Below are 21,641 nucleotides of genomic sequence, written 5' to 3'. Positions count from 1 at the left end.
AGCCTTTGAAATTGGCATAAGGTGTACTAACAGCCGCCAAAAGAAAGGGTCGATCGAAAGATGGGCAGATTCTTAAAAACAGCCGCGGATACGATCAAAGTGTTTATTCTGTTCACAGGTTTTACCGCGCTGTTCTATTATGCTATGATATGGGTGAATTCAGAGTATGAAAACTATCATCGGTACGATAAACCGGAAGGCTCCGCCGTCAAAGTAGCCAAAACGGAACATGAGGATAAAGACGGCTGGTTCGGCCGATTGATCTTTTTTTACCAAAACGGGGAGTAGATCAAGAGTGAAGGATCAAATTAAGGATTTCATCCATTATGTGAGGGTTGAAAGAGGGCTGTCCCAAAATACGATGATGTCCTATGAGCGTGATCTGAAAAGTTATTCTCTCTTCTTAACTGAAACCCTTCAGATCACTTCATGGAATGATGTGACCCGTCTTCATATTATTCAATATTTAAAGCATATAAAGGACTCCGGGAAATCCGGCAAGACGTCTGCGAGGCATTTGGCGTCAATCCGGTCTTTTCATCAATTTCTGTTAAGGGAAAAAGCCGCGGATAAAGATCCTTCGGTACATATTGAAACACAAAAAACAGAGCGGACGCTTCCAAAAGTATTGGCGCTTCACGAAGTTGAGCGGTTATTGGACACGCCTAAGCTTGACAGCCCGTTCGGTCTCAGGGATAAAGCCATGCTTGAACTGCTGTACGCGACCGGCATCAGGGTCAGCGAGATGATCGAGCTGAAATTATCCGACGTCCATTTGACGATGGGATTCGTCCGCTGCTTCGGAAAAGGGCGGAAAGAGCGGATTGTGCCGATTGGTGAAGCCGCTTCCCATGCGATAGAAGCATACATTGAAAAAGCCAGAGGGAAATTATTAAAGAAAAATGTAACCGAAGCGCTTTTTCTGAATCATCACGGCAGGCAGATCAGCCGTCAGGGATTTTGGAAAAACCTGAAAAAAATCGCACTTGAAGCGGGGATTAAAAAAGAGCTGACACCGCACACGCTCCGGCACTCCTTTGCAACGCACCTGCTCGAAAACGGGGCGGATCTGCGTGCCGTGCAGGAGATGCTCGGACATGCCGATATTTCCACGACGCAAATTTATACGCATGTGACGAAAACAAGGCTGAAGGACGTGTACAAACAGTATCATCCGCGCGCTTAGGAGCCGCTGCCAGAGGGGCCGCGGCTTTTTTGCCGGATTGGCGGAATACAGAGAAGGTTCTAATTATTTGAATCGGCATTGTCAACAAGAATGTAAACGGTTTATACTTGAGTTGTCTGACCTCTGTAAGCTACAATGGACAGATGGAAGAAAAGGAGGCTTTTATGATGTCTGAATACAAATATAACCGGGTATTTTTGATCGTAATGGATTCTGTCGGAATCGGTGAAGCGCCGGACGCCGCCGATTTTAATGATATAGGCGCAAATACGCTCGGACACATCGCAGAGCACATGAACGGCTTACATATGCCCCATATGGCGCAGCTCGGTCTCGGACTGATCGGAGACATTAAGGGCGTGGAAAAAACGGAGCACCCTCTTGCGTACTACGGAAAAATGCAGGAGGCGTCAAACGGGAAAGATACGATGACGGGGCACTGGGAGATTATGGGCCTCTACATTGAAAAACCGTTTAAAGTGTTCCCGGAAGGATTTCCGGATGAACTTCTTCAGGAACTTGAGCGGCGTTCAGGACGGAAAATCATCGGAAATAAGCCGGCTTCAGGCACGGCGATTCTGGACGAGCTCGGAAAAGAACATATGGAAACGGGTGCGCTGATCGTTTATACATCAGCAGATTCCGTACTGCAGATTGCGGCTCACGAAGATGTCGTTCCGCTTGACGAACTGTACAGCATCTGTGAAACGGCCAGAGAACTGACGCTTGATCCGAAATACATGGTCGGCCGGATTATCGCAAGACCGTTCGTCGGAGAACCGGGCAGCTTCAAACGCACGCCGAACCGTCATGATTATGCGCTCAAACCGTTCGGCCGCACGGTAATGAACGGAATGAAAGACAGCGGATTAGACGTCATTTCCATCGGCAAAATTTCTGATATTTATGACGGAGAAGGTGTTACATCTTCCCGCCGCACGGTATCTAATATGGACGGCATGGACAAAGTGATTGAAACGCTCGGTGAAGAGTTTACGGGCCTGAGCTTTGCCAATCTCGTTGATTTTGACGCGCTGTACGGACACCGCCGTGATCCGGAAGGGTACGGAAAAGCGCTCGAGGAATTCGACGCGAGGCTTCCGGAAGTGTTTGAGAAAATGAAAGAAGACGATCTGCTTATTATCACTGCGGATCACGGCAATGATCCTGTCCATCACGGCACGGATCACACGAGGGAGTATGTGCCGCTTCTTGTGTACAGCAAAAAGCACAAACACACTGAACAGCTGCCGCTTGCGGATACATTTGCCGATATCGGCGCAACCATTGCGGATAATTTCAAAACGGAAAAGCCGGAATACGGAAAAAGCTTTTTATCAAGATTACAGTAGGGGGACTTTTTTTGAAACAAAAGATCGAACGTGCTGCTGCATTTATTAAAGAACACGTGAAAGAAACACCAAAGATCGGTCTGATTTTAGGGTCAGGGCTCGGCGTATTGGCCGATGAAATTGAAGGAGCTGTCAAGCTTACATATGAAACGATCCCTGATTTTCCGGTCTCAACGGTAGAAGGCCATGCCGGCCAGCTTGTGATGGGAACGCTTGAAGGCGTGCAGGTCATCGCGATGCAGGGCCGCTTTCATTACTATGAAGGCTACTCAATGGATCAGGTCACATTTCCCGTCCGCGTGATGAAGGCACTCGGCGTTGAATCTCTCGTTGTGACGAACGCAGCCGGCGGTATCAACACTGAATTCCGCGCCGGCGATCTGATGATTATTACAGACCACATCAACTTTACGGGCACCAACCCGTTAATCGGGCCTAACGAAGCTGAATTCGGACCGAGATTCCCGGACATGTCAGAAGCCTATGACAAAGAGCTGTCAGGCTTGGCTGAAAAAACGGCCGATGAGCTGGGCATTCCTGTTCAAAAAGGGGTGTATACAGCTGTTACGGGGCCGTCTTACGAAACGCCGGCTGAGGTTCGGTTTTTAAGAACGATGGGTTCTGACGCTGTCGGCATGTCGACCGTGCCGGAAGTCATCGTCGCCAACCACGCGGGGATGCGCGTGCTCGGCATCTCATGCATTTCCAACGCGGCGGCAGGTATTCTTGACCAGCCGTTATCCCATGAAGAAGTAATGGAAATGACGGAAAAAGTAAAAGGCGGCTTTTTGAAGCTTGTAAAAGCCGTAGTCGCACGATCTCAAAAATAAGTCAGCATAAGTCAGCTGTTTCTTCGGAAGCAGCTGTTTTTTTGTGCCCTCAACACGAAACATTTTCCAGATGAGGCGTATAAAACCACCGGATTTGGAAAAAATAAAAAGGATTATGAAATGGAGGGCTTTGGAGATGAAACGTCTTATATCCACTTTGTTGATTGGCATTTTATTAACGGCATCAGCACCGTCCGCTTTTGCAAAGCCGGACGGAAAACATACATCGGAGCTCGCTCATGAAGCCAAAAGCGCCGTGCTGATTGAACGCGATACGGGAAGCATTCTTTATAACAAGAACAGCCGGGAGCGTCTGGCGCCGGCAAGCATGACAAAAATCATGACCATGCTTTTAATCATGGAAGCGCTTGACAAAGGGAAAATAAAGATGAGCGATAAAGTCAGGACGAGTGAACATGCCGCGTCCATGGGCGGATCACAGATTTTCCTTGAACCCGGAGAAGAAATGACGGTAAAAGAAATGCTCAAAGGAATTGCGATAGCTTCCGGAAATGACGCATCCGTCGCAATGGCGGAGTATATCGCCGGTTCAGAAGAGGATTTCGTCAGCCGGATGAACAAAAAAGCAAAAGAATTGGGATTGAAAGATACCTCCTTCAAAAACCCGACGGGACTGCCTGAAAAAGACCATTACAGCTCTGCTTATGACATGGCGAAAATGGCGAAGGAATTATTAAAGTATGATAAAATCACTCAATTTACGGGAACGTATGAGGATTATTTAAGAGAAAATACAGACAAAAAGTTCTGGCTCGTCAATACAAACCGGCTGATCAAATTTTATCCGGGTGTAGACGGCGTGAAGACGGGCTTTACAGGCGAAGCGAAGTATTGTTTAACCGCCACCGCTAAAAAAGGAAATATGAGGGTTATTGCTGTCGTTTTCGGAGCCAGCACTCCGAAAGAAAGAAATGCCCAAGTGACCAAAATGCTTGATTACGCCTTCAGCCAGTTTAAAACACACCCGCTGTACAAACGGGATCAAATCGTAGGAACGGTAAAAGTAAAAAAAGGAAAACAGAAACTGATCAAGCTGACCACATCTGAGCCGATTTCTCTTCTGGCCAAAAAGGGAGAGAACATGGACAAAGTAAAAAAAGAAGTGAAAATCAACGGCAATGTAACGGCTCCGGTTAAAAAAGGAGAAGTGCTCGGCAGCCTCGTTCTGAAAAAAGACGGAAAGGTGCTCGTTGAAAGCCCGGTCACGGCAAAAGACGACATGGAAAAAGCGGGTTTTCTCACTTTTCTGAAGCGGACAATGGGAGATTGGACAAAATTTAAATAATCGTGGCGAACGGGCACTAGTTTTGTCATAGTGAAGGAATTGCTTTCCCGAAAATCGAAACACTCATTATCCGATCATATCAAGGAGGAATGAGCATGAGCCTTGGAATTGACTTTCATGTCAAAGAATCCGTGCTTTGTATTCGATTAACAGGTGAACTCGACCATCATACGGCAGAATCATTAAAACAAAAGGTTACTGAATCGCTGGAGGCTGACGGCATCCGTCACATCGTGCTGAACCTTGAAGATCTTACCTTCATGGACAGCTCCGGCCTCGGCGTGATTTTAGGGCGTTATAAACAAATTAAACAGCTCGGCGGAGAAATGGTCGTGTGCGCGATTTCGCCCGCGGTGAGACGTCTGTTTGACATGTCCGGCCTGTTTAAAATCATCAGGTTCGAACAATCAGAACAAAAAGCGCTTTTAACGTTGGGGGTGGCATCATGAAAAACGAGATGCATCTTGAATTTTCAGCCCTCAGTCAGAACGAATCGTTTGCGCGCGTAACAGTTGCTTCTTTTATCGCACAGCTCGACCCGACGATGGATGAGCTGACGGAAATCAAGACCGTCGTATCAGAAGCGGTAACAAACGCGATCATCCACGGCTATGAAGAAAACTGCGACGGAAAGGTGTACATCTCCGTTACGCTGGAGGATCATGTCGTCTATCTGACCATACGTGACGAAGGCCTCGGGATCACGGATCTTGAGGAAGCGCGCCAGCCGCTCTTTACGACAAAACCCGAGCTTGAGCGCTCCGGAATGGGCTTTACCATTATGGAAAACTTCATGGATGATGTCACGATTGATTCCTCGCCGGAGATGGGAACGACGATACGCTTAACAAAACACCTATCAAAAAGCAAAGCGCTTTGTAATTAAGGAGATTTGTTATGGATGTGGAGGTTAAGAAAAACAGCAAAAACGCGCAGCTCAAGGACCATGAAGTCAAAGAATTAATCAAAAAGAGCCAAGAGGGCGACCAGCAGGCAAGAGACCTCCTCATAGAAAAAAACATGCGTCTTGTGTGGTCCGTCGTTCAAAGGTTCTTAAACAGAGGCTATGAGCCGGACGATCTGTTTCAGATCGGCTGTATCGGATTGTTAAAATCCGTTGATAAATTCGATTTGTCCTATGATGTCCGTTTTTCAACTTATGCCGTGCCGATGATTATCGGAGAAATCCAGCGCTTCATCCGCGATGACGGAACCGTCAAAGTTTCAAGATCTTTAAAAGAGCTCGGCAATAAAATACGCCGGGCGAAAGATGAACTGTCAAAAACATACGGAAGAGTGCCGACCGTCCAGGAAATCGCGGACCATTTAGAAATTGATGCGGAGGATGTGGTGCTTGCGCAGGAAGCGGTGCGGGCGCCTTCATCCATTCATGAGACCGTGTATGAAAATGACGGAGACCCGATCACCCTGCTTGATCAGATCGCCGATCATTCAGAAGAGAAGTGGTTTGACAAAATCGCCCTCAAGGAAGCGATCAGTGATTTGGAAGAACGGGAAAAACTCATTGTCTATCTGAGATATTATAAAGATCAGACACAGTCGGAAGTAGCCGAACGGCTCGGGATTTCCCAAGTCCAGGTATCGAGGCTGGAGAAAAAAATATTAAAGCAGATTAAAGTGCAGATGGATCATACGGAAAGCTGACCTTTTACGGGCCGGCTTTTTTTATTTGTGCATCGGTGGTAATTTATGGTCTTTTGCCGCTGATGAATGAGAACAAAAGTGAACCGCATACTACATATATAACCACCCGAAAGATGGTGATGCAAGATGGAAAGACGAATATTTCTCAGACTTCGCCACCGCGTGAAGGCTCATACCGGAGATATCATCACAATCGGCGACGCCGCGCAGATCGCGGGACAGCAAAAGCTGAAAAAAAAACTGTCGGCACTGCCGCTGTATAAGGTCACGAAAAAAGACAAAAATATCGTCGTGCTTGACATTATAAAAGTGCTGAAAACCATTCATACCGCTTTTCCCGCGCTTGATGTACAGACCGTCGGCGGCGCTGAAACGATAGTGGAAATCCATTACCAGAAAAAGCAGCTGTCAGCCGTTTTGTTCGTCGGTGTCTGGCTCCTGCTTTTTATCGGTTCATGTCTTGCCATTATGAATTTTCATGAAGATGTCAGTATGAGAGAAGTTCATATCGCCTTATATGAAATCATAACGGGCGAACGGAATGAATACCCGTATCTGCTTCAGATTCCGTACAGCATCGGCCTCGGTCTCGGTATGATCGTCTTTTTTAATCACATCTTCAAAAAACGCCTGAATGAAGAGCCAAGCCCGCTGGAAGTCGAGATGTTTAATTATCAGCTTGATCTCGATCATTATGTCGCAATGCACGAAAATGAAGAGACGATGAAAGATCTGCATGATCGTTAGCATTCTTTTCGTTATGTTTGTCGGGCTTGGCGGAGGGCTGACCGTGGGAGCGGGCTTTGTGGCTTTTTTAACCGTTATGGGTATCGTCCCCCGCCTTATGCAGCTGACAAAAACAATGCGCTTTGTACAGGCCTACGAAGGAGCTGTTATTTCAGGAGCTGTGTTCGGCGGCTGGGAAACCTTAAATATGAATCATTTTTTTTTATCTGAATGGCTGGCCGTTCCGGTCGGGCTTTTGGCCGGCATGTTTGTCGGCATGCTGGCCGCCGCGCTTACAGAAGTGCTGAATGTGCTTCCCATTCTTGCCAAACGGATCGGCTTCGGCAGCAAAATCATCATATTGCTGATGGCCATTGTGTTCGGCAAAATAGCCGGCTCTTTATTTCATTGGCTGTATTTTATCCATCATTCATAAGGAGGAACCGACGTGACAAACTTAAAAGAAAATTACAAAACAAAAGTGAAAGACTATCAGCCGAAACCGCCATATGTTTGGAATTGCGTCAAAGCCTTTCTGATCGGCGGTTTGATCTGTCTGATCGGGCAGGCTCTTCAAGACTTTTACATCCACTTTTTTAATTTTAATGAAAAAACAGCGGGCAACCCGACGTCCGCCACTCTTATTTTAATTTCCGCCCTTTTGACCGGATTCGGCATTTATGACAGACTCGGGCAGTTTGCCGGAGCGGGTTCAGCCGTGCCGGTGACGGGTTTTGCAAACAGTATGACAAGCGCCGCTCTCGAACACAGAAGTGAAGGACTCGTGCTTGGGGTAGCGACAAACATGTTTAAACTGGCGGGAAACGTCATTGTATTCGGCGTCGTGGCAGCCTATATCGTAGGCCTGATACGGTTTGCTTGTGAAAAACTGTTTTCGTAGGAGGAGAAAAAATGAAATTGACCGGAAAGCAAACCTGGGTGTTTGAAAACCCGTTATTTGTAAATGCGGCGGGGACGGCAGCCGGACCGAAAGAAAAAGACGGCCCGCTCGGTTCGCTGTTTGATAAGACATACGATGAAATGCATTGCAATCAGAAAAACTGGGAAATGGCGGAACGTCAGTTAATGGAAGATGCCATCAACTCCGCTTTGCAAAAACAGAATTTGAAAAAGAGCGATATTGATTTGTTACTCGCGGGGGATCTTTTAAATCAAAATGTGACCGCCAACTACGTCGCCAGACATCTGAAAATTCCGTTCCTCTGTCTGTTCGGCGCCTGTTCGACATCAATGGAAACGATTGCCGTCGCATCCGCGCTCATTGACGGCGGTTTTGCGAACCGGGCGATCGCAGCCACGAGCAGCCATAACGCGACGGCAGAACGGCAATTCCGCAATCCGACGGAGTATGGCGGGCAAAAACCGGATACCGCCACTTCAACGGTCACGGGGGGCGGGGCGGTCATCATCAGCCAAAACCCTTCTGACATCAAGATTACAAGCGCAACAGTGGGAAAAGTAAGCGACCTCGGAATAACAGATCCGTTCGATATGGGGTCCGCCATGGCGCCCGCTGCCGCCGACACAATCAAACAGCACCTGCAGGACTTAAACCGCACGGCGGATGATTATGATCTGATTTTAACGGGAGACCTTTCAGGCGTCGGCTCGCCGATCGTGAAAGATTTGCTCAAAGAAGAAGGCTATCCCGTGGGAACGAAACACGATGACTGCGGTCTTCTCATCTATACGCCGGACCAGCAGGTGTTTGCGGGAGGAAGCGGCTGCGCCTGCTCCGCGCTTGTTACGTACACACATATTTTTAATCAATTAAAAGCAGGGACTCTAAACAGGGTACTCGTTGTCGCGACAGGAGCGCTTTTAAGTCCGACAATGATCCAGCAGAAGGAAACCATTCCGACCATCGCGCACGGTGTGGTATTTGAGCGGGCGGGAGGTGCATCATAAATGGAATATCTGTTGGCTTTTGTTTGCGGGGGAATCATATGCATTATCGGTCAGCTGCTGCTTGACATTTTTAAACTGACACCCGCCCATGTAATGACAACTTTTGTCGTCATCGGCGCCTTGTTAGATGGGTTCGGAATATATGACAAATTTATCGAATTCGCGGGCGCGGGCGCGACGGTTCCCATCGTCAGCTTCGGTCACAGCTTATTGCACGGCGCCATGCATCAAGCTCACGAGCATGGATTTATCGGGATCGCCATGGGGATTTTTGAACTTACTTCCGCCGGTATATCTTCAGCGATTTTATTCGCATTTCTTGTAGCCGTTATTTTTAAACCGAAAGGATAATGCCTGATGACGAAACGGAAGGTCATTCTTGTGACAGACGGGGACGTATACGCCGCCAAAACAATTGAATATGCCGCGGAAAAAGCAGGCGGACGGTGTATTTCCCAATCAAAAGGCAATCCGTCAACGAGAAGCGGCCCCGAACTTGTTCAGCTGATTAAAGCCGCGCCGAATGACCCGGTGTTTGTCATGTTTGACGATTCAGGCCTGCAAGGGGAAGGGCCTGGCGAAACGGCGCTGAAATATGTCGCCTCACATCAGGATATTGAAGTGCTGGGGGTGATTGCGGTCGCTTCTAAGACCCATCAGGCTGAATGGACGAAAGTCGATGTCTCCATTGACCGTGATGGAGAAGTGACGGAGTTTGGCGTCGATAAAACCGGAATGAGAGAAATGGACGAGCACAGAATGAACGGAGATACGGTGTATTGTCTGGATAAATTGGACGTTCCCCTCATTGTGGGCATCGGCGACATAGGAAAGATGGGGAGAAAAGATGACATATCCAAAGGCTCGCCGATTACGATGAAGGCGGTCGAATTCATTTTAGAAAGGAGCGAAAGCCATGCCGGAAAAACCGGAAAACATGATCAAGGTGTACCGGGATCCTAGAAAAAATGAACAATTTTTTAAAGACCGCGTCGGTATGGGAACGAGCTATGATGTCGGCGTCCGCAAAGTTCGAGTATTAGACCGGGAAGTCCAGATTTACTTTGTCAACGGATTAACCGATACTTTGTTTATCATTCATTTAATGGAACAGCTCGTCGACGTCAATAATTATGACGAGAATGCGGATGAAGCGATTGACATTGTTGAAAACAGGCTTGTCAATCAGCAGGTCCAAAAAGTCAAAACGCTCGACGAAGCAACGGATCAAGTGCTTTCCGGACTTGTCGCCGTTATCGTTGAAGGCGCGGGCTTCGCTTTCGTCGTCGACGTCAGAAGTTACCCCGGACGCACACCTGAAGAACCGGATACGGAAAAGGTCGTCCGCGGGGCAAGAGACGGTTTTATCGAAAATATCGTCATTAATACAGCATTGATCAGAAGACGAATCAGGGACGAAAGGCTCCGCGTCAAAATTACGAAAGTCGGCGAGCGCTCTAAGACCGATCTTGCGATTGTGTATATAGAAGACATCGCGGACCCGGACCTTGTCAGCATCGTCGAAAACGAAGTGAATGCGATTGACATTGACGGATTGACGATGGCTGATAAAACGGTGGAAGAATTCATCGTCAAACAGGGCTACAACCCGTTTCCGATGGTCAGATACACGGAGCGGCCGGATGTGGCCGCCAATCATATTTTGGAAGGGCACGTCATCATCGTCGTTGATACGTCACCGAGCGTGATCATAACGCCGACAACGATTTTTCACCATGTTCAGCATGCGGAAGAATACAGGCAGGCGCCTTCAGTGGGAACATTTTTAAGATGGATCAGGTTCTTCGGTATTATCGCTTCAACTGTTCTGCTTCCGATCTGGTTCCTCTTTGTTCTTGAACCGTCTCTTCTGCCTGAAAGATTGGATTTTATCGGTTTAAATAAAAATACGCATATCCCGATCATTCTGCAAATCTTTTTGGCCGATTTGGGGATTGAATTTCTCAGGATGGCCGCGATCCATACGCCGACCGCTTTATCCACCGCCATGGGTCTGATTGCGGCGGTGCTGATCGGTCAAATCGCCATAGCGGTGGGGCTGTTTTCAGCAGAAGTGATTCTGTACGTATCGATCGCCGCCATCGGATCATTTACGACCCCGAGCTATGAGCTCAGCCTCGCCAATAAAATGATACGCCTCATCTTAATGGTGCTCGTGGCCATTTTCCAAGTGAAAGGCTTTGTGATAGGTTTTACATTGCTGCTGATCATAATGGCGAATATCCGCTCGTTTCATACGCCGTATTTATGGCCGTTTTTACCGTTTAACGGCAAGGCGCTGTGGCAGGTGCTCGTCCGGACGACAGTGCCGGGAGCGAAAGTCAGACCGAGCATTGTTCACCCGAAAGACCGTCAAAGACAGCCAAGCGGTTCATAATCGCATTGAAACCGACAGAAGATTATGATATTGTATGTCTTAACTTATGCGGGACTTGTATAAGGACAGCTCAAAAGAAGCTGTCCTTTTCACCCATATGCGGATCAGAAAGAGGGAATGAGCATTGTTCTTACATGGCACAAGCAGACAAAACAAACTAGGTCATTTGGAAATCGGAGGTGTGGACGCGCTGTATTTAGCGGAGCATTACGGCACGCCTCTTTATGTTTACGATGTGGCTTTAATACGTGAGCGCGCTAAAAGCTTTAAACAGGCATTCATTGACGCGGATTTAAAGGCGCAGGTCGCGTACGCGAGCAAGGCGTTTTCTTCCGTTGCGATGATACAGCTCGCTGAGCAGGAGGGGCTCTCATTGGACGTTGTATCCGGCGGAGAGCTGTTTACGGCGGTTGCGGCTGGTTTTCCGGCTGACAGGATTCATTTTCACGGCAATAACAAAAGCGAAGAAGAGTTGAAAATGGCGCTCGATCATCAAATCGGCTGCATCGTCGTTGATAATTTTTATGAAATTTCCTTACTCGCGGAACTGTGCCGCAAATCAGGGCGCACAATGGATGTGCTTCTGCGGATCACTCCGGGGGTAGAGGCGCATACGCATGATTATATTACGACGGGACAGGAAGATTCCAAATTCGGTTTTGATCTGCATAACGGGCAAATAGAAAAGGCGATTGAACAAGTATTACAGTCGGACCATATCCGCCTTCTCGGCGTTCACTGCCACATCGGATCGCAAATTTTTGATACGGCGGGCTTTGTGCTGGCCGCAGAAAAAATCTTCGCAAAACTGAATGAATGGAGAGAATCATTCGGCTTTGTCTCTGAAGTGCTGAATTTAGGGGGAGGCTTCGGCATCCGCTACACGGAGGAGGATGAACCTCTTCATCCCGCCGTTTATGTGGAAAAAATTATCGAAGCGGTAAAAGAAAACGCAGCGCTGCACGCTTTTGACATTCCGGAGATCTGGATTGAACCGGGACGCTCGCTCGTCGGAGACGCCGGAACGACGCTTTATACCATCGGTTCGCAAAAAGAAGTGCCCGGCACCCGTAAATATGCAGCGGTTGACGGGGGCATGAGCGATAATATCCGTCCTGCGCTGTATCAGGCGAAATATGAAGCCGTATCGGCAAACAGAATCGGAGAACACCACGATAAAACGGTATCCATCGCGGGCAAGTGCTGTGAAAGCGGGGATATGCTCATTTGGGATATAGACCTTCCGGAAGTGAAAGAAGGCGATCTTCTAGCCGTTTTCTGCACGGGAGCATACGGATACAGCATGGCTAACAACTACAACCGCATTCCGCGTCCCGCCGTCGTTTTTGTGGAAGACGGCGAAGCGCATCTTGTCATTAGAAGGGAAACTTATGAAGACATTGTAAAACTGGATCTGCCGTTTAAGACGGGGGTCAAACAATAAATAAAAAAGAGACCGGAACGATGGCGTCCGGTCTCTTTTTGCATTCAGCTGTTAGAACTTGATCCGCTGTCTCCTGTAAATACAGACACGATCGCATTCCAAATCGAAGCGAAGAAATCAATGACTTTTTGAACAAAGCTTTTGCCTTCATCGGATTGAATGAACTTCGTGATTTTGTCTTTTGCCTTATCGAGCTGGCTGCCGACTTGGCCCCAATCAATCTTGGCATTTTTCATTTTATTAAACAATGAAACGAGCTGGTCTTTTTGAGCGTCAGTCAGTGTAATGTTAAGGTTTGAAGCCGCATCATCGACCTTTTTCTCGATTCCTTCTTTTGTATCGGGCACACCGTTTTTCGCGAAATCATCTTTAATGTTTGCGATGAGCGCGGAGGCGTTTTTATCCCCGATTTTATCCCCGAGATCTGATGTCGTAACAAGCTCTTGGTTGGCGACTTGTTTTACATCTTCTGAAATCGCTTTGTCTGATGAGACTTCATATGCCTTGATGATTCCCGTTAATGCTGCGGTGCCTGATACCTCAAACGGCGCCGTCACGTATACTTTTGCATCTTTCACGCCTGCTGTCATCAGGGCGTTTAAGTACATTTCATCCGTGATGGAATCGATATTATGGGTCTTAACGTCAAGCCCGGACCCTTTCTTTGCCACCGTGATGGATGATGAAGAGATGGCTCTTGTGCCGATTTGGGCATTCGATATATATTTTCCCAGATATTCATGTTCTTCTTTATTCGTGACCGTCACTTTTGTCGCGTTATCAGGGACATTTAATTCGTCAAGCACTTTCTGACGGTTTTCGTTTGACAGATCCGCCCCCAGTGTGACGATGACATCTCCGACTGCGGCATCGGCCAGGCTGATTTTCGGTATTGTGCACAATACAACGGCCGCCGCCAGCAATCCAATCCACATTTTTTTCAAAGCGGTTAACCTCCTTCTTTTCACAAATGCCGTTTTGAAGCGGTTTGTGAGGGCCTGCGTGAAGCAGTTCCGATACATAGACGGCTGTGAAGCTGTTCTGGTTTCATTTTCTTTCTGCGGAAGCGGGGAGATTCGTTTTCCGGCTGAAGGTGTGGTATAATAGCCGCGAAAAGAAGAGCAGAGGCCTCTTCCTTCAAAAGAATATCAAAAAGAAAGCCGGCTTACAATTGAAATTCATATTGAAGAAGGCTTTGACAAAAAACAATACGGAAGTAGGAATGAGAATGAAAACTGGTTACATCGAAATGGAAAACGGCAGCAGAATCGAATTTGAACTTTATCCGAATGAAGCGCCTAATACAGTCGCTAACTTTGAAAACCTGGCGAATACGGGCTTTTATGACGGCGTTATTTTCCACCGCGTGATTCCGGGCTTTGTCAGCCAAGGCGGAGATCCGACTGGGACAGGCATGGGCGGAAGCGGAAAAACGATCAAATGTGAAACAGAAGGCAATCCGCATAAGCACGAAGCCGGTTCTTTATCAATGGCGCATGCCGGTAAAGACACGGGTTCAAGCCAATTCTTCATCGTACATGAGCCGCAGCCGCATTTAAACGGCGTTCATACTGTATTCGGAAAAGTGACAAGCGGTTTAGAGCATGCGAAAAACATGTCTAACGGAGACAAAATGAAAGAAATCCGTGTAGAAGGATAATGACGTAAAACCCGCCTTTTTCAGGCGGGTTTTTTTATGTATATGAAAATTCTCATGTGTAAATCATGAAAAAATACATATATGAACATCAGCGATCATTCTGGTATAGTGAAAAAGACCGATTACAACAATGAAAAGAGGTAGAAACGTTGGTTCAATTGGCAACCGTTTTATTTGTCATTATCATTCTCGCACTTATGATTTGGTTCAGGGTGAAAAAGGGAAACAGGCCGATTAAAGGCGGCGGCTTCGGCATCATTCTCCCGCTTTTGATTATCGCCGTCATTTTTACATTCAGCATCAGCCAGCTCATGAATGTCCCGGGAAAGCCGTTTCATTTTCCCGCTCTTTGGGAGCTCGCCATCGCCGGACTGTTAGGCGCGGTATTCGGTGTCATCATGCTGTCGCAAACCGCCTATGAAATCCGGGAAGACGGCTTTGTCTACTCCAAGCGGAATAAAAACTTTAAATATGTCATTATTGCGATTATTGCGATCCGCATCGTGCTCAGCCAATATTTCAAAAACATTGACGCGGCGGAATTCGCCGTTTTAACGATAGAACTTGCTTTTGTGTATTTGTGCATTTGGCGGATCGGAAGCTTCGTGAAATACCGTAAAATCAGCAAATCCGGCTTATAAAATGGAAAAAATGGATGGGGTGCGGGGCTTATTTGCCCTCTGTACAGGGATTCATGGTAAAATAAAAACGACCATGGCTAATGGGAGGAAATCACTTGAAATCAGAAAAAGAAAAAACTTCTAAAAAAAGCGCCGTACTTGATTGGGCGAAAGCCATTATCATCGCTGTCGTTCTGGCACTGCTCATCCGAAACTTTTTATTTGCCCCTTATCTCGTTGATGGAAGATCAATGGATCCGACGCTGCATGACCGCGAGAGAATCTTTGTCAATATGACGGTCAAATACATAAGCGACTTCAAACGCGGCCAGATCGTCGTTCTGAACGGAGAAAATGAACACTATGTCAAACGGATTATCGGACTTCCCGGCGACACGGTGCAAATGAAAAACGATCAGCTGTATATCAACGGCAAAAAAGTGTCCGAACCGTATTTAGCGGCAAACAAGAAAAAAGCGAAGCAAGACGGCTATGACCGGCTGACGGAAGACTTCGGCCCGGTGAAGGTGCCGGACGACAAATATTTCGTCATGGGTGATAACCGCAGAGAATCTATGGACAGCCGCAACGGCCTCGGTCTTTTTACGAAAAAACAAATAGCGGGCACATCAAAATTCGTCTTCTTCCCGTTTAACGAAATTCGAAAGACGAAATAAACCGTACAAGCAGTTTTCTTCATGAGAAAACTGCTTTTTTATATAAATTTATTTTTCCACCCTCAAAAACAGAACATAAATTCGTATATCTATTTAATAGATAGAAAGTTTTACAGATACATGAAACATCTTCCCTTTATGAAACGTTATATGAATAACTCACGCAGGGAAGAACGGGTTTCTATTCATGAAAAAAAGGAATATGACATAGTAATGAATAGATTGATACGGGCTGGAGGTAGAAAAATGGGAAGAATTAAAACAAAAGCAGCCATTTTACTTGTACTGCTGCTGTTATTGGCGGGCGGTTATATGGTCATAAACGATATTGAACTGAAAGACGTGCCGACTGCAATCGGACAAACCCTGTCCCAGGAAAAAGAAGAATATACAGTCAAAACATATAAAATTACGAAAATCGAAGGAACTGAGTACCACGGTACGGCAGCAAACGGCACAAAAATTATTTTTAACGGCGACAAGCTGAAGCAGGATCTCTCCGATGTGAAAAAGGGAGATAAAATTAAAGCGTATTTCAGCAAATCAAACCGGATTGACGGCTTATTGAAGGTCGTCAAAGTGAACGAATAAATAAAGGCGCCTTTTATGGGAAAAGGGCGCTTTTTATTTTTCTGAATAATTAGGTGCAAATTCATTGCGCCTGCCGCAAAGGATGTTATAATAGCGGATAAGGACAAAAAAATATTGATTGTATCCTTCGGGGCTGGGTGAAAATCCCGACCGGCGGTAATAAGGCGCTTTGCGCTTTACAGCCCGTGACCCGTATGCATCTGTATACGGTGGATTCAGTGAAAAGCTGAAGCCGACAGTGAAAGTCTGGATGGGAGAAGGATGAGAGAAGCTATGCAAAAAATAAACTTACTGTATAGTCTTATTTCCTATGGATTAAAACTGGCAAAGCCCCGAACTGTGTAAACATTCGGGGCTTTTTTGACGCCAAATTGCGTGGAAGAAGGGAGGGATAACGATGGAAGAATATTATATGAATACAGCAATAGAACTTGCCAGACGCGGTGAAGGACAGACACAGTCCAATCCTCTTGTCGGCGCTGTCGTCGTCAAAAACGGACAGATCGTCGGAATGGGCGCCCATTTGCAATACGGAGAAGCGCATGCCGAGGTTCACGCGATTCATATGGCCGGCAGACACGCAAAAGGCGCCGATTTGTATGTGACGCTGGAGCCTTGCAGCCATTACGGAAAAACACCGCCATGCGCCGAACTGATAATAAAGTCGGGGATAAAAAGGGTGTTTATCGCTGTGAAAGATCCGAATCCGCTTGTAGCCGGAAAAGGCATCGGAATGCTGGAAGCAGCGGGCATCGAAGTGAAAACCGGACTTCTCAGGCAGCAGGCAGAAGAGCTGAATAAAATGTTTCTTCACTTCATGCGGACCGGACTTCCGTATGTCACCTTGAAAGCGGCCGCGAGCCTTGACGGGAAAACAGCGACTGAAACCGGTGACAGCAAATGGATTACATCAGAGGCGGCAAGGCTTGATGCCCAGCAATACAGGAAATCGCATCAAAGCATTCTTGTCGGAGCAGGCACAGTCAAAGCCGATAATCCGAGCCTGACCTGCAGGCTTCCTGATGCGGTGAAGCAGCCGGTCAGAGTGATTCTCGATACAAAGCTGACCATTCCTGAAACGGCAAATGTGCTCACTGACGGCGCTGCGCCGACATGGATATTTACGGCCAAAGGTGCAGACGTGCAAAAGAAAGACCGGCTGACCGCACTCGGAATAAAAGTTATTCCGCTGGAAACAGACCGCATTCACGTCCCTGAGGTGCTCAGTATTCTCGCTGAAAACGGCATAATGTCGGTTTATGTGGAAGGCGGAGCATCCGTACACGGAAGTTTTGTCAAGGAAGGCTGTTTCCAAGAGCTTCATTTCTATTTCGCCCCTAAATTAATCGGAGGAACGCTTGCTCCCAGCTTGATCTCCGGTGAAGGTTTTCAATCAATGAAAGATGTCCCCCATTTACAATTCACACAAATCACCCAAATCGGGCCGGATATAAAACTGACGGCCATACCTAAAGATGGAAAGGATGGTGACGATGTTTACAGGAATCGTTGAAGAAACAGGCACGATCCAAGCAATCAAAAAGACAGGCCTTTCCATGGCATTAACCATCGCCGCTTCAAAAGTGACAAGTGATGTGAAACTTGGCGACAGCATTGCGGTAAACGGCATCTGCCTGACCGTAACCGGATTTTCTGACAATCAATTTACGGTTGATGTCATGCCGGAAACAGTGAAAGCCACTTCGCTGAACGGCTTGTCAAAAGGCAGTAAAGTAAACCTGGAAAGAGCGATGTCCGCCAACGGGCGGTTCGGCGGCCACTTTGTATCAGGGCACGTGGACGGAACGGCGGAAATTACGCGGATCGAGAAAAAAAGCAACGCGGTCTATTACGATTTAAAACTTTCGCCGGAACTGACAAAAACGCTCGTATTGAAAGGTTCAATTACGGTAGACGGCGTGAGCCTGACGATTTTCGGTTTATCAGACGAAAGCGTGACGGTATCCATCATTCCGCATACCATCTCAGAAACGATTTTTCAGACGAAAACAGTCGGATCGACCGTAAATATTGAGTGTGACATGATCGGCAAATACTTATACCGCTTTTTGCACAAAACAGAACAAACGAAAAGCAATCAAACTATCACGGAAGCCTTTTTAAGCGAGAACGGCTTTTAGAAAGGAAGATCGATATGTTTCATCCGATAGAAGAGGCGTTAGAGGCGCTGAAAAAAGGTGAAGTCATCATTGTTGTCGATGATGAAGACAGAGAAAACGAAGGAGATTTCGTAGCGCTGGCTGAGCATGCCACGCCGGAAGTGGTGAATTTTATGGCGACCCATGGGAGAGGCCTGATCTGCACGCCGCTGTCTGAAGACATCGCCGGCCGGCTGGATCTTCACCCGATGGTCGATCATAATACGGACTCACATGAGACCGCGTTTACGGTCAGTATTGACCACAGGCTGACAAAAACGGGCATCAGCGCGCAGGAACGATCCTTTACCATTCAGGCGCTGTTGAACGAAGAATCTGTGTCTGACGATTTTCAGCGTCCGGGCCACATTTTCCCCTTAATCGCAAAAAAAGGAGGCGTCCTGAAGCGGGCCGGCCATACGGAAGCAGCCGTTGACCTTGCAAAAGCCTGCGGATCTCAGGGAGCGGGCGTCATTTGTGAAATTATGAATGAAGACGGCACTATGGCCAGAGTGCCGGAGTTAGCCGAAATCGCCGAACGCCACCAGCTGAAAATGATTACGATAAAAGACTTAATAGAGTACCGTTACAACATTACGACCCTTGTGAACAGAGAAGTTGATATTACGCTGCCGACTGACTTCGGCACGTTTAGAGTTTACGGATATACAAACGAGGTTGACGGAAAAGAACATCTCGCCTTTGTCATGGGGGATGTCCCGTTTAACAGCGAACCCGTTCTTGTCAGAGTGCACTCAGAATGCCTGACGGGCGATGTGTTTGCATCCCATCGCTGTGATTGCGGACCTCAGCTTCATGCCGCGCTTGCGCAAATTGCTGAAGAAGGCCGCGGCGTTCTATTGTATTTGCGCCAGGAAGGCAGAGGGATCGGTTTAATCAATAAGCTGAAGGCGTACCGATTGCAGGAACAAGGGTATGACACGGTTGAAGCGAACGAAGCGCTCGGCTTTCTGCCTGATCTGCGCAACTACGGCATCGGCGCCCAGATTCTCCGCGACTTAGGGGTTCAGCATATGAAACTTTTAACCAATAACCCCCGGAAAATCGCCGGCCTCGAAGGATACGGTCTCAGCATTTCAGAACGGGTGCCGCTTCAAATGGAAGCGAGTGAGCATAACAAGCAATATTTACAGACCAAAATGAAAAAACTTGGACATCTGCTTCATTTCTAAAAACAAATCTCACAAAAAAGGATGGATAACATATGAATATCATACAAGGAAACCTAGTAGGAACAGGACTTAAAATCGGAATCGTCGTCGGCAGATTTAATGAATTTATTACGAGCAAGCTGTTAAGCGGAGCGGAAGACACGTTGCTTCGCCACGGTGTAGAATCAAACGACATTGACGTCGCTTGGGTGCCGGGAGCGTTTGAAATCCCGTTTGCGGCAAAGAAAATGGCGGAAACGAAAAAATACGATGCCGTTATTACGCTCGGCACGGTTATCAGAGGAGCGACAACGCATTATGACTATGTCTGCAATGAAGCGGCAAAAGGCATTGCCCAGGCGGGAACGGCGACGGGCGTCCCGGTTATCTTCGGCATTGTGACGACTGAAACCATTGAGCAGGCCATCGAACGAGCCGGAACAAAAGCCGGAAATAAGGGAGCGGATTGCGCAGTATCTGCCATTGAAATGGCAAATTTAAACCGTTCATTTGAATAATTTGTTGAAAAGCGTTTAAAACAGCGGCGAAAATGATATAATGTGAGGAAACGGATCGCCTTTATGTATCCGTTTGATAGGACATGAATGGACATTTTGGATATAGAGGGGTTTTTATGTTAATTCGTTATAAAAAATCGTTTGAAAAGATTGCGATGGGTCTTCTGTCATTTATGCCGAATGAAAAAGATCTCAAGCAGCTTCAGCAGACAATAAAGGACTATGAAACGGATACTGGCCGCCAGCTCTTTCTTTGGAAAGAGGATGAAGATATCGTCGGAGCGATCGGAGTCGAAAAAAAGGACTCAGAAGTTGAAATCCGGCATATCAGCGTGAATCCTTCTCACCGCCATCAAGGGATCGGAAAGCAAATGATGGACGCCTTAAAACGTCTGTTCAAAACGGAGGCACTCGTTCCGAATGAATTAACGCAAAGCTTTTTTGAACGCTGTCAACATCAAAAAGATCAGGATATCTCATATAATAACTGACAAATGCTCCCGGAATCTTCACGGTTTCGGGAGCTGTTTTGATATAGAAAAAGCAAGGCTGACCGTCAGCCTCTGCTTTTTTTTCTTCTCTCAAATTCCCGTTCGCGTTCCTTAATGACATCCGTCCTGTCCCGCAGGCGGTGTTTATGAATAAGAAAGGTATCTGATACGCCGTCTTGCCCCCATGTATAGCCCTTTCGGCGGCATTCGGCAAGACATGCTTCTTTCAGGGCTTCATCTGTAATCGGCAGCATAACACTTCTGTAAGGCAGGCCCGCTTCTATATCGTCTGACAGCGTTTCTATCAGCTCAATCAGCTTCGGATGGCTGAGACCGAGAGAACAGACCGCCTGCTTTTCAGACCGGAGAATACGTAAGCTGTTGGCAATCAGCCGTTTCGCCCCGGCTTCATTTCCCCTGCGCTGGTGATACAGAGCGACGGCAAGCTGAATCAGGCCGACCCAATGAATGCTCCGCTTTTCAGCCGGGCTTTCTTTCCAATATTCCTCTAACAGTTCATGACACTCAAAATAATCTCTTGATGCGTGAAATTCGGCCAAAAAGCCGATATAAGCTTTAGGATACAAGCCGCTTCCTCCTTTTATGCTAAAACCAGTGTACCACAGCGCTATGAAAAGGAAAAAAGAGCGGCTTGGTGTCTGAAGCCTGAGGAACTAGCAGATGTAAGATGCTCCTACGACAACGAGCAAAATAAACAGAACGACAATTAATGCAAAACCTCCGCCGAAACAAGCTCCGCTCATGTGAAATCAGCCTCCCTTTGTTTCAAGTTTACACGGCTATCATATGTGCATCCGCCTTTAAAGGTATAGGCGTATATCTTCTTTTTCAGTATTTTCTAAATAACGGAGGACGTGTATAAAAGTATTGGACGAGAGCATTTCGGTGGATTATAC

The 21,641-nt window shown here is 47.1% G+C and carries 28 protein-coding genes and 1 riboswitch; of the genes, 25 read left to right on the top strand and 3 right to left on the bottom strand.

Annotated elements, in window-relative coordinates:
- The first annotated feature begins 60 nt into the window (after positions 1–60).
- The 16 genes from GNE05_RS12255 to lysA all read left to right on the top strand — a co-directional run bounded on the left by GNE05_RS12255 (position 61) and on the right by lysA (position 12,836).
- Complete coding sequence (locus GNE05_RS12255) at positions 61–288, top strand: YqzK family protein (protein WP_063094869.1); 228 nt, start codon at positions 61–63, stop codon at positions 286–288.
- Positions 289–295: 7 nt separating this feature from the next.
- Entirely contained in the window at positions 296–1,186 is an 891-nt protein-coding gene (xerD, locus tag GNE05_RS12250) for a site-specific tyrosine recombinase XerD (RefSeq protein ID WP_012117897.1), read from the top strand.
- Positions 1,187–1,353: 167 nt separating this feature from the next.
- Positions 1,354–2,538 carry a phosphopentomutase gene (gene deoB, locus GNE05_RS12245; protein WP_160182848.1) on the top strand — a complete coding sequence of 395 codons (1,185 nt, stop codon included), beginning with the start codon at positions 1,354–1,356 and terminating at the stop codon, positions 2,536–2,538.
- Positions 2,539–2,549: 11 nt separating this feature from the next.
- Entirely contained in the window at positions 2,550–3,368 is an 819-nt protein-coding gene (locus GNE05_RS12240) for a purine-nucleoside phosphorylase (protein WP_007409407.1), read from the top strand.
- A 136-nt stretch (positions 3,369–3,504) separates the two neighbouring features.
- A complete protein-coding gene (locus GNE05_RS12235; RefSeq protein WP_007409410.1) occupies positions 3,505–4,674 on the top strand; it encodes a D-alanyl-D-alanine carboxypeptidase family protein in 1,170 nt (389 codons plus the stop codon).
- 95 nt (positions 4,675–4,769) lie between these two features.
- Positions 4,770–5,123: an anti-sigma F factor antagonist gene (gene spoIIAA, locus GNE05_RS12230; RefSeq protein WP_007409411.1), complete on the top strand. Its 354-nt coding sequence runs from the start codon at positions 4,770–4,772 to the stop codon at positions 5,121–5,123.
- Positions 5,120–5,560: an anti-sigma F factor gene (gene spoIIAB / locus GNE05_RS12225; RefSeq protein WP_003153347.1), complete on the top strand. Its 441-nt coding sequence runs from the start codon at positions 5,120–5,122 to the stop codon at positions 5,558–5,560. Before spoIIAA ends, spoIIAB begins: the two co-directional genes overlap by 4 nt.
- An 11-nt stretch (positions 5,561–5,571) precedes the next feature.
- Positions 5,572–6,339, top strand: coding sequence for an RNA polymerase sporulation sigma factor SigF (gene sigF / locus GNE05_RS12220; RefSeq protein WP_003153348.1), 768 nt, complete (start codon positions 5,572–5,574; stop codon positions 6,337–6,339).
- A 126-nt stretch (positions 6,340–6,465) separates the two neighbouring features.
- Entirely contained in the window at positions 6,466–7,086 is a 621-nt protein-coding gene (locus GNE05_RS12215) for a stage V sporulation protein AA (RefSeq protein WP_007409412.1), read from the top strand.
- Complete coding sequence (locus tag GNE05_RS12210) at positions 7,076–7,501, top strand: stage V sporulation protein AB (protein WP_014418289.1); 426 nt, start codon at positions 7,076–7,078, stop codon at positions 7,499–7,501. The genes GNE05_RS12215 and GNE05_RS12210 overlap by 11 nt, the downstream gene beginning before the upstream one ends.
- Before the next feature lie 12 nt (positions 7,502–7,513).
- Positions 7,514–7,966, top strand: coding sequence for a stage V sporulation protein AC (gene spoVAC, locus GNE05_RS12205; protein WP_007612334.1), 453 nt, complete (start codon positions 7,514–7,516; stop codon positions 7,964–7,966).
- An 11-nt stretch (positions 7,967–7,977) separates the two neighbouring features.
- Positions 7,978–8,994 (top strand): stage V sporulation protein AD, encoded by a 1,017-nt coding sequence (gene spoVAD, locus GNE05_RS12200; RefSeq protein WP_015240132.1) that lies wholly within the window; start codon positions 7,978–7,980, stop codon positions 8,992–8,994.
- Positions 8,995–9,345, top strand: a complete 351-nt coding sequence (gene spoVAE / locus GNE05_RS12195; RefSeq protein ID WP_007409415.1) for a stage V sporulation protein AE — start codon at positions 8,995–8,997, stop codon at positions 9,343–9,345. It abuts the gene before it with no gap.
- 3 nt (positions 9,346–9,348) lie between these two features.
- Positions 9,349–9,957, top strand: a complete 609-nt coding sequence (locus GNE05_RS12190) for a stage V sporulation protein SpoVABEA (RefSeq protein ID WP_025284950.1) — start codon at positions 9,349–9,351, stop codon at positions 9,955–9,957.
- Entirely contained in the window at positions 9,911–11,392 is a 1,482-nt protein-coding gene (locus tag GNE05_RS12185; protein WP_061862350.1) for a spore germination protein, read from the top strand. Before GNE05_RS12190 ends, GNE05_RS12185 begins: the two co-directional genes overlap by 47 nt.
- A 124-nt stretch (positions 11,393–11,516) precedes the next feature.
- Complete coding sequence (gene lysA / locus GNE05_RS12180; protein ID WP_012117893.1) at positions 11,517–12,836, top strand: diaminopimelate decarboxylase; 1,320 nt, start codon at positions 11,517–11,519, stop codon at positions 12,834–12,836.
- Between the two features lie 44 nt (positions 12,837–12,880).
- Here lysA and GNE05_RS12175 read toward each other — a convergent pair whose 3' ends face one another.
- The gene (locus GNE05_RS12175; protein ID WP_022553018.1) at positions 12,881–13,780 is read right to left on the bottom strand and encodes a DUF1002 domain-containing protein; all 900 of its coding nucleotides are present in this window, start codon (positions 13,778–13,780) and stop codon (positions 12,881–12,883) included.
- Positions 13,781–14,064: 284 nt separating this feature from the next.
- On the opposite strand from GNE05_RS12175, the gene GNE05_RS12170 reads away from it, so the two are divergent.
- The 9 genes from GNE05_RS12170 to ribT all read left to right on the top strand — a co-directional run bounded on the left by GNE05_RS12170 (position 14,065) and on the right by ribT (position 20,724).
- Positions 14,065–14,496, top strand: coding sequence for a peptidylprolyl isomerase (locus GNE05_RS12170; RefSeq protein WP_003153363.1), 432 nt, complete (start codon positions 14,065–14,067; stop codon positions 14,494–14,496).
- A gap of 149 nt (positions 14,497–14,645) precedes the next feature.
- Positions 14,646–15,137, top strand: a complete 492-nt coding sequence (locus tag GNE05_RS12165) for a CcdC protein domain-containing protein (protein WP_160182847.1) — start codon at positions 14,646–14,648, stop codon at positions 15,135–15,137.
- Positions 15,138–15,217: 80 nt separating this feature from the next.
- Entirely contained in the window at positions 15,218–15,793 is a 576-nt protein-coding gene (gene lepB / locus GNE05_RS12160) for a signal peptidase I (RefSeq protein ID WP_014721447.1), read from the top strand.
- Positions 15,794–16,039: 246 nt separating this feature from the next.
- Complete coding sequence (locus tag GNE05_RS12155) at positions 16,040–16,384, top strand: hypothetical protein (RefSeq protein ID WP_003153366.1); 345 nt, start codon at positions 16,040–16,042, stop codon at positions 16,382–16,384.
- A gap of 119 nt (positions 16,385–16,503) precedes the next feature.
- Positions 16,504–16,650, top strand: a riboswitch (FMN riboswitch).
- A 131-nt stretch (positions 16,651–16,781) separates the two neighbouring features.
- On the top strand, positions 16,782–17,897 hold the full coding sequence (gene ribD / locus GNE05_RS12150; protein WP_015240125.1) for a bifunctional diaminohydroxyphosphoribosylaminopyrimidine deaminase/5-amino-6-(5-phosphoribosylamino)uracil reductase RibD: 1,116 nt from the start codon (positions 16,782–16,784) through the stop codon (positions 17,895–17,897).
- Positions 17,878–18,525, top strand: a complete 648-nt coding sequence (gene ribE / locus GNE05_RS12145) for a riboflavin synthase (RefSeq protein ID WP_007409425.1) — start codon at positions 17,878–17,880, stop codon at positions 18,523–18,525. The genes ribD and ribE overlap by 20 nt, the downstream gene beginning before the upstream one ends.
- A 14-nt stretch (positions 18,526–18,539) precedes the next feature.
- Positions 18,540–19,736, top strand: coding sequence for a bifunctional 3,4-dihydroxy-2-butanone-4-phosphate synthase/GTP cyclohydrolase II (locus tag GNE05_RS12140; protein WP_003153371.1), 1,197 nt, complete (start codon positions 18,540–18,542; stop codon positions 19,734–19,736).
- 32 nt (positions 19,737–19,768) lie between these two features.
- Positions 19,769–20,233, top strand: a complete 465-nt coding sequence (ribH, locus tag GNE05_RS12135; RefSeq protein ID WP_003153372.1) for a 6,7-dimethyl-8-ribityllumazine synthase — start codon at positions 19,769–19,771, stop codon at positions 20,231–20,233.
- A gap of 116 nt (positions 20,234–20,349) precedes the next feature.
- Positions 20,350–20,724 (top strand): GNAT family N-acetyltransferase RibT, encoded by a 375-nt coding sequence (gene ribT / locus GNE05_RS12130; protein WP_003153373.1) that lies wholly within the window; start codon positions 20,350–20,352, stop codon positions 20,722–20,724.
- Positions 20,725–20,789: 65 nt separating this feature from the next.
- Here ribT and GNE05_RS12125 read toward each other — a convergent pair whose 3' ends face one another.
- Both GNE05_RS12125 and GNE05_RS12120 read right to left on the bottom strand, forming a co-directional pair.
- Positions 20,790–21,311, bottom strand: coding sequence for a DUF309 domain-containing protein (locus tag GNE05_RS12125; RefSeq protein WP_061862346.1), 522 nt, complete (start codon positions 21,309–21,311; stop codon positions 20,790–20,792).
- A gap of 87 nt (positions 21,312–21,398) precedes the next feature.
- Complete coding sequence (locus GNE05_RS12120; RefSeq protein WP_003153376.1) at positions 21,399–21,488, bottom strand: YjcZ family sporulation protein; 90 nt, start codon at positions 21,486–21,488, stop codon at positions 21,399–21,401.
- Positions 21,489–21,641 lie beyond the last annotated feature (153 nt).

This window comes from Bacillus sp. AM1(2019), assembly GCF_009906915.1.
GTDB classification, from domain to species: domain Bacteria; phylum Bacillota; class Bacilli; order Bacillales; family Bacillaceae; genus Bacillus; species Bacillus velezensis.
This window is presented reverse-complemented; position numbering and strand designations above follow the sequence as displayed.

What these genes read in the sequence shown, in the direction of transcription:
- spoIIAB (WP_003153347.1), top strand. Translation starts at nt 5,120, where the DNA reads ATGAAAAACGAGATGCATCTTGAATTTTCAGCCCTCAGTCAGAACGAA.
- ribH (WP_003153372.1), top strand. Translation starts at nt 19,769, where the DNA reads ATGAATATCATACAAGGAAACCTAGTAGGAACAGGACTTAAAATCGGA.
- ribD (WP_015240125.1), top strand. Translation starts at nt 16,782, where the DNA reads ATGGAAGAATATTATATGAATACAGCAATAGAACTTGCCAGACGCGGT.
- deoB (WP_160182848.1), top strand. Translation starts at nt 1,354, where the DNA reads ATGTCTGAATACAAATATAACCGGGTATTTTTGATCGTAATGGATTCT.
- lepB (WP_014721447.1), top strand. Translation starts at nt 15,218, where the DNA reads ATGGGAGGAAATCACTTGAAATCAGAAAAAGAAAAAACTTCTAAAAAA.
- GNE05_RS12210 (WP_014418289.1), top strand. Translation starts at nt 7,076, where the DNA reads ATGATCGTTAGCATTCTTTTCGTTATGTTTGTCGGGCTTGGCGGAGGG.
- sigF (WP_003153348.1), top strand. Translation starts at nt 5,572, where the DNA reads ATGGATGTGGAGGTTAAGAAAAACAGCAAAAACGCGCAGCTCAAGGAC.
- spoIIAA (WP_007409411.1), top strand. Translation starts at nt 4,770, where the DNA reads ATGAGCCTTGGAATTGACTTTCATGTCAAAGAATCCGTGCTTTGTATT.
- GNE05_RS12120 (WP_003153376.1), bottom strand. Translation starts at nt 21,488, where the DNA reads ATGAGCGGAGCTTGTTTCGGCGGAGGTTTTGCATTAATTGTCGTTCTG.
- GNE05_RS12185 (WP_061862350.1), top strand. Translation starts at nt 9,911, where the DNA reads ATGCCGGAAAAACCGGAAAACATGATCAAGGTGTACCGGGATCCTAGA.
- ribE (WP_007409425.1), top strand. Translation starts at nt 17,878, where the DNA reads ATGTTTACAGGAATCGTTGAAGAAACAGGCACGATCCAAGCAATCAAA.
- spoVAD (WP_015240132.1), top strand. Translation starts at nt 7,978, where the DNA reads ATGAAATTGACCGGAAAGCAAACCTGGGTGTTTGAAAACCCGTTATTT.
- spoVAE (WP_007409415.1), top strand. Translation starts at nt 8,995, where the DNA reads ATGGAATATCTGTTGGCTTTTGTTTGCGGGGGAATCATATGCATTATC.
- GNE05_RS12235 (WP_007409410.1), top strand. Translation starts at nt 3,505, where the DNA reads ATGAAACGTCTTATATCCACTTTGTTGATTGGCATTTTATTAACGGCA.
- ribT (WP_003153373.1), top strand. Translation starts at nt 20,350, where the DNA reads ATGTTAATTCGTTATAAAAAATCGTTTGAAAAGATTGCGATGGGTCTT.
- GNE05_RS12170 (WP_003153363.1), top strand. Translation starts at nt 14,065, where the DNA reads ATGAAAACTGGTTACATCGAAATGGAAAACGGCAGCAGAATCGAATTT.
- GNE05_RS12255 (WP_063094869.1), top strand. Translation starts at nt 61, where the DNA reads ATGGGCAGATTCTTAAAAACAGCCGCGGATACGATCAAAGTGTTTATT.
- GNE05_RS12155 (WP_003153366.1), top strand. Translation starts at nt 16,040, where the DNA reads ATGGGAAGAATTAAAACAAAAGCAGCCATTTTACTTGTACTGCTGCTG.
- GNE05_RS12215 (WP_007409412.1), top strand. Translation starts at nt 6,466, where the DNA reads ATGGAAAGACGAATATTTCTCAGACTTCGCCACCGCGTGAAGGCTCAT.
- GNE05_RS12140 (WP_003153371.1), top strand. Translation starts at nt 18,540, where the DNA reads ATGTTTCATCCGATAGAAGAGGCGTTAGAGGCGCTGAAAAAAGGTGAA.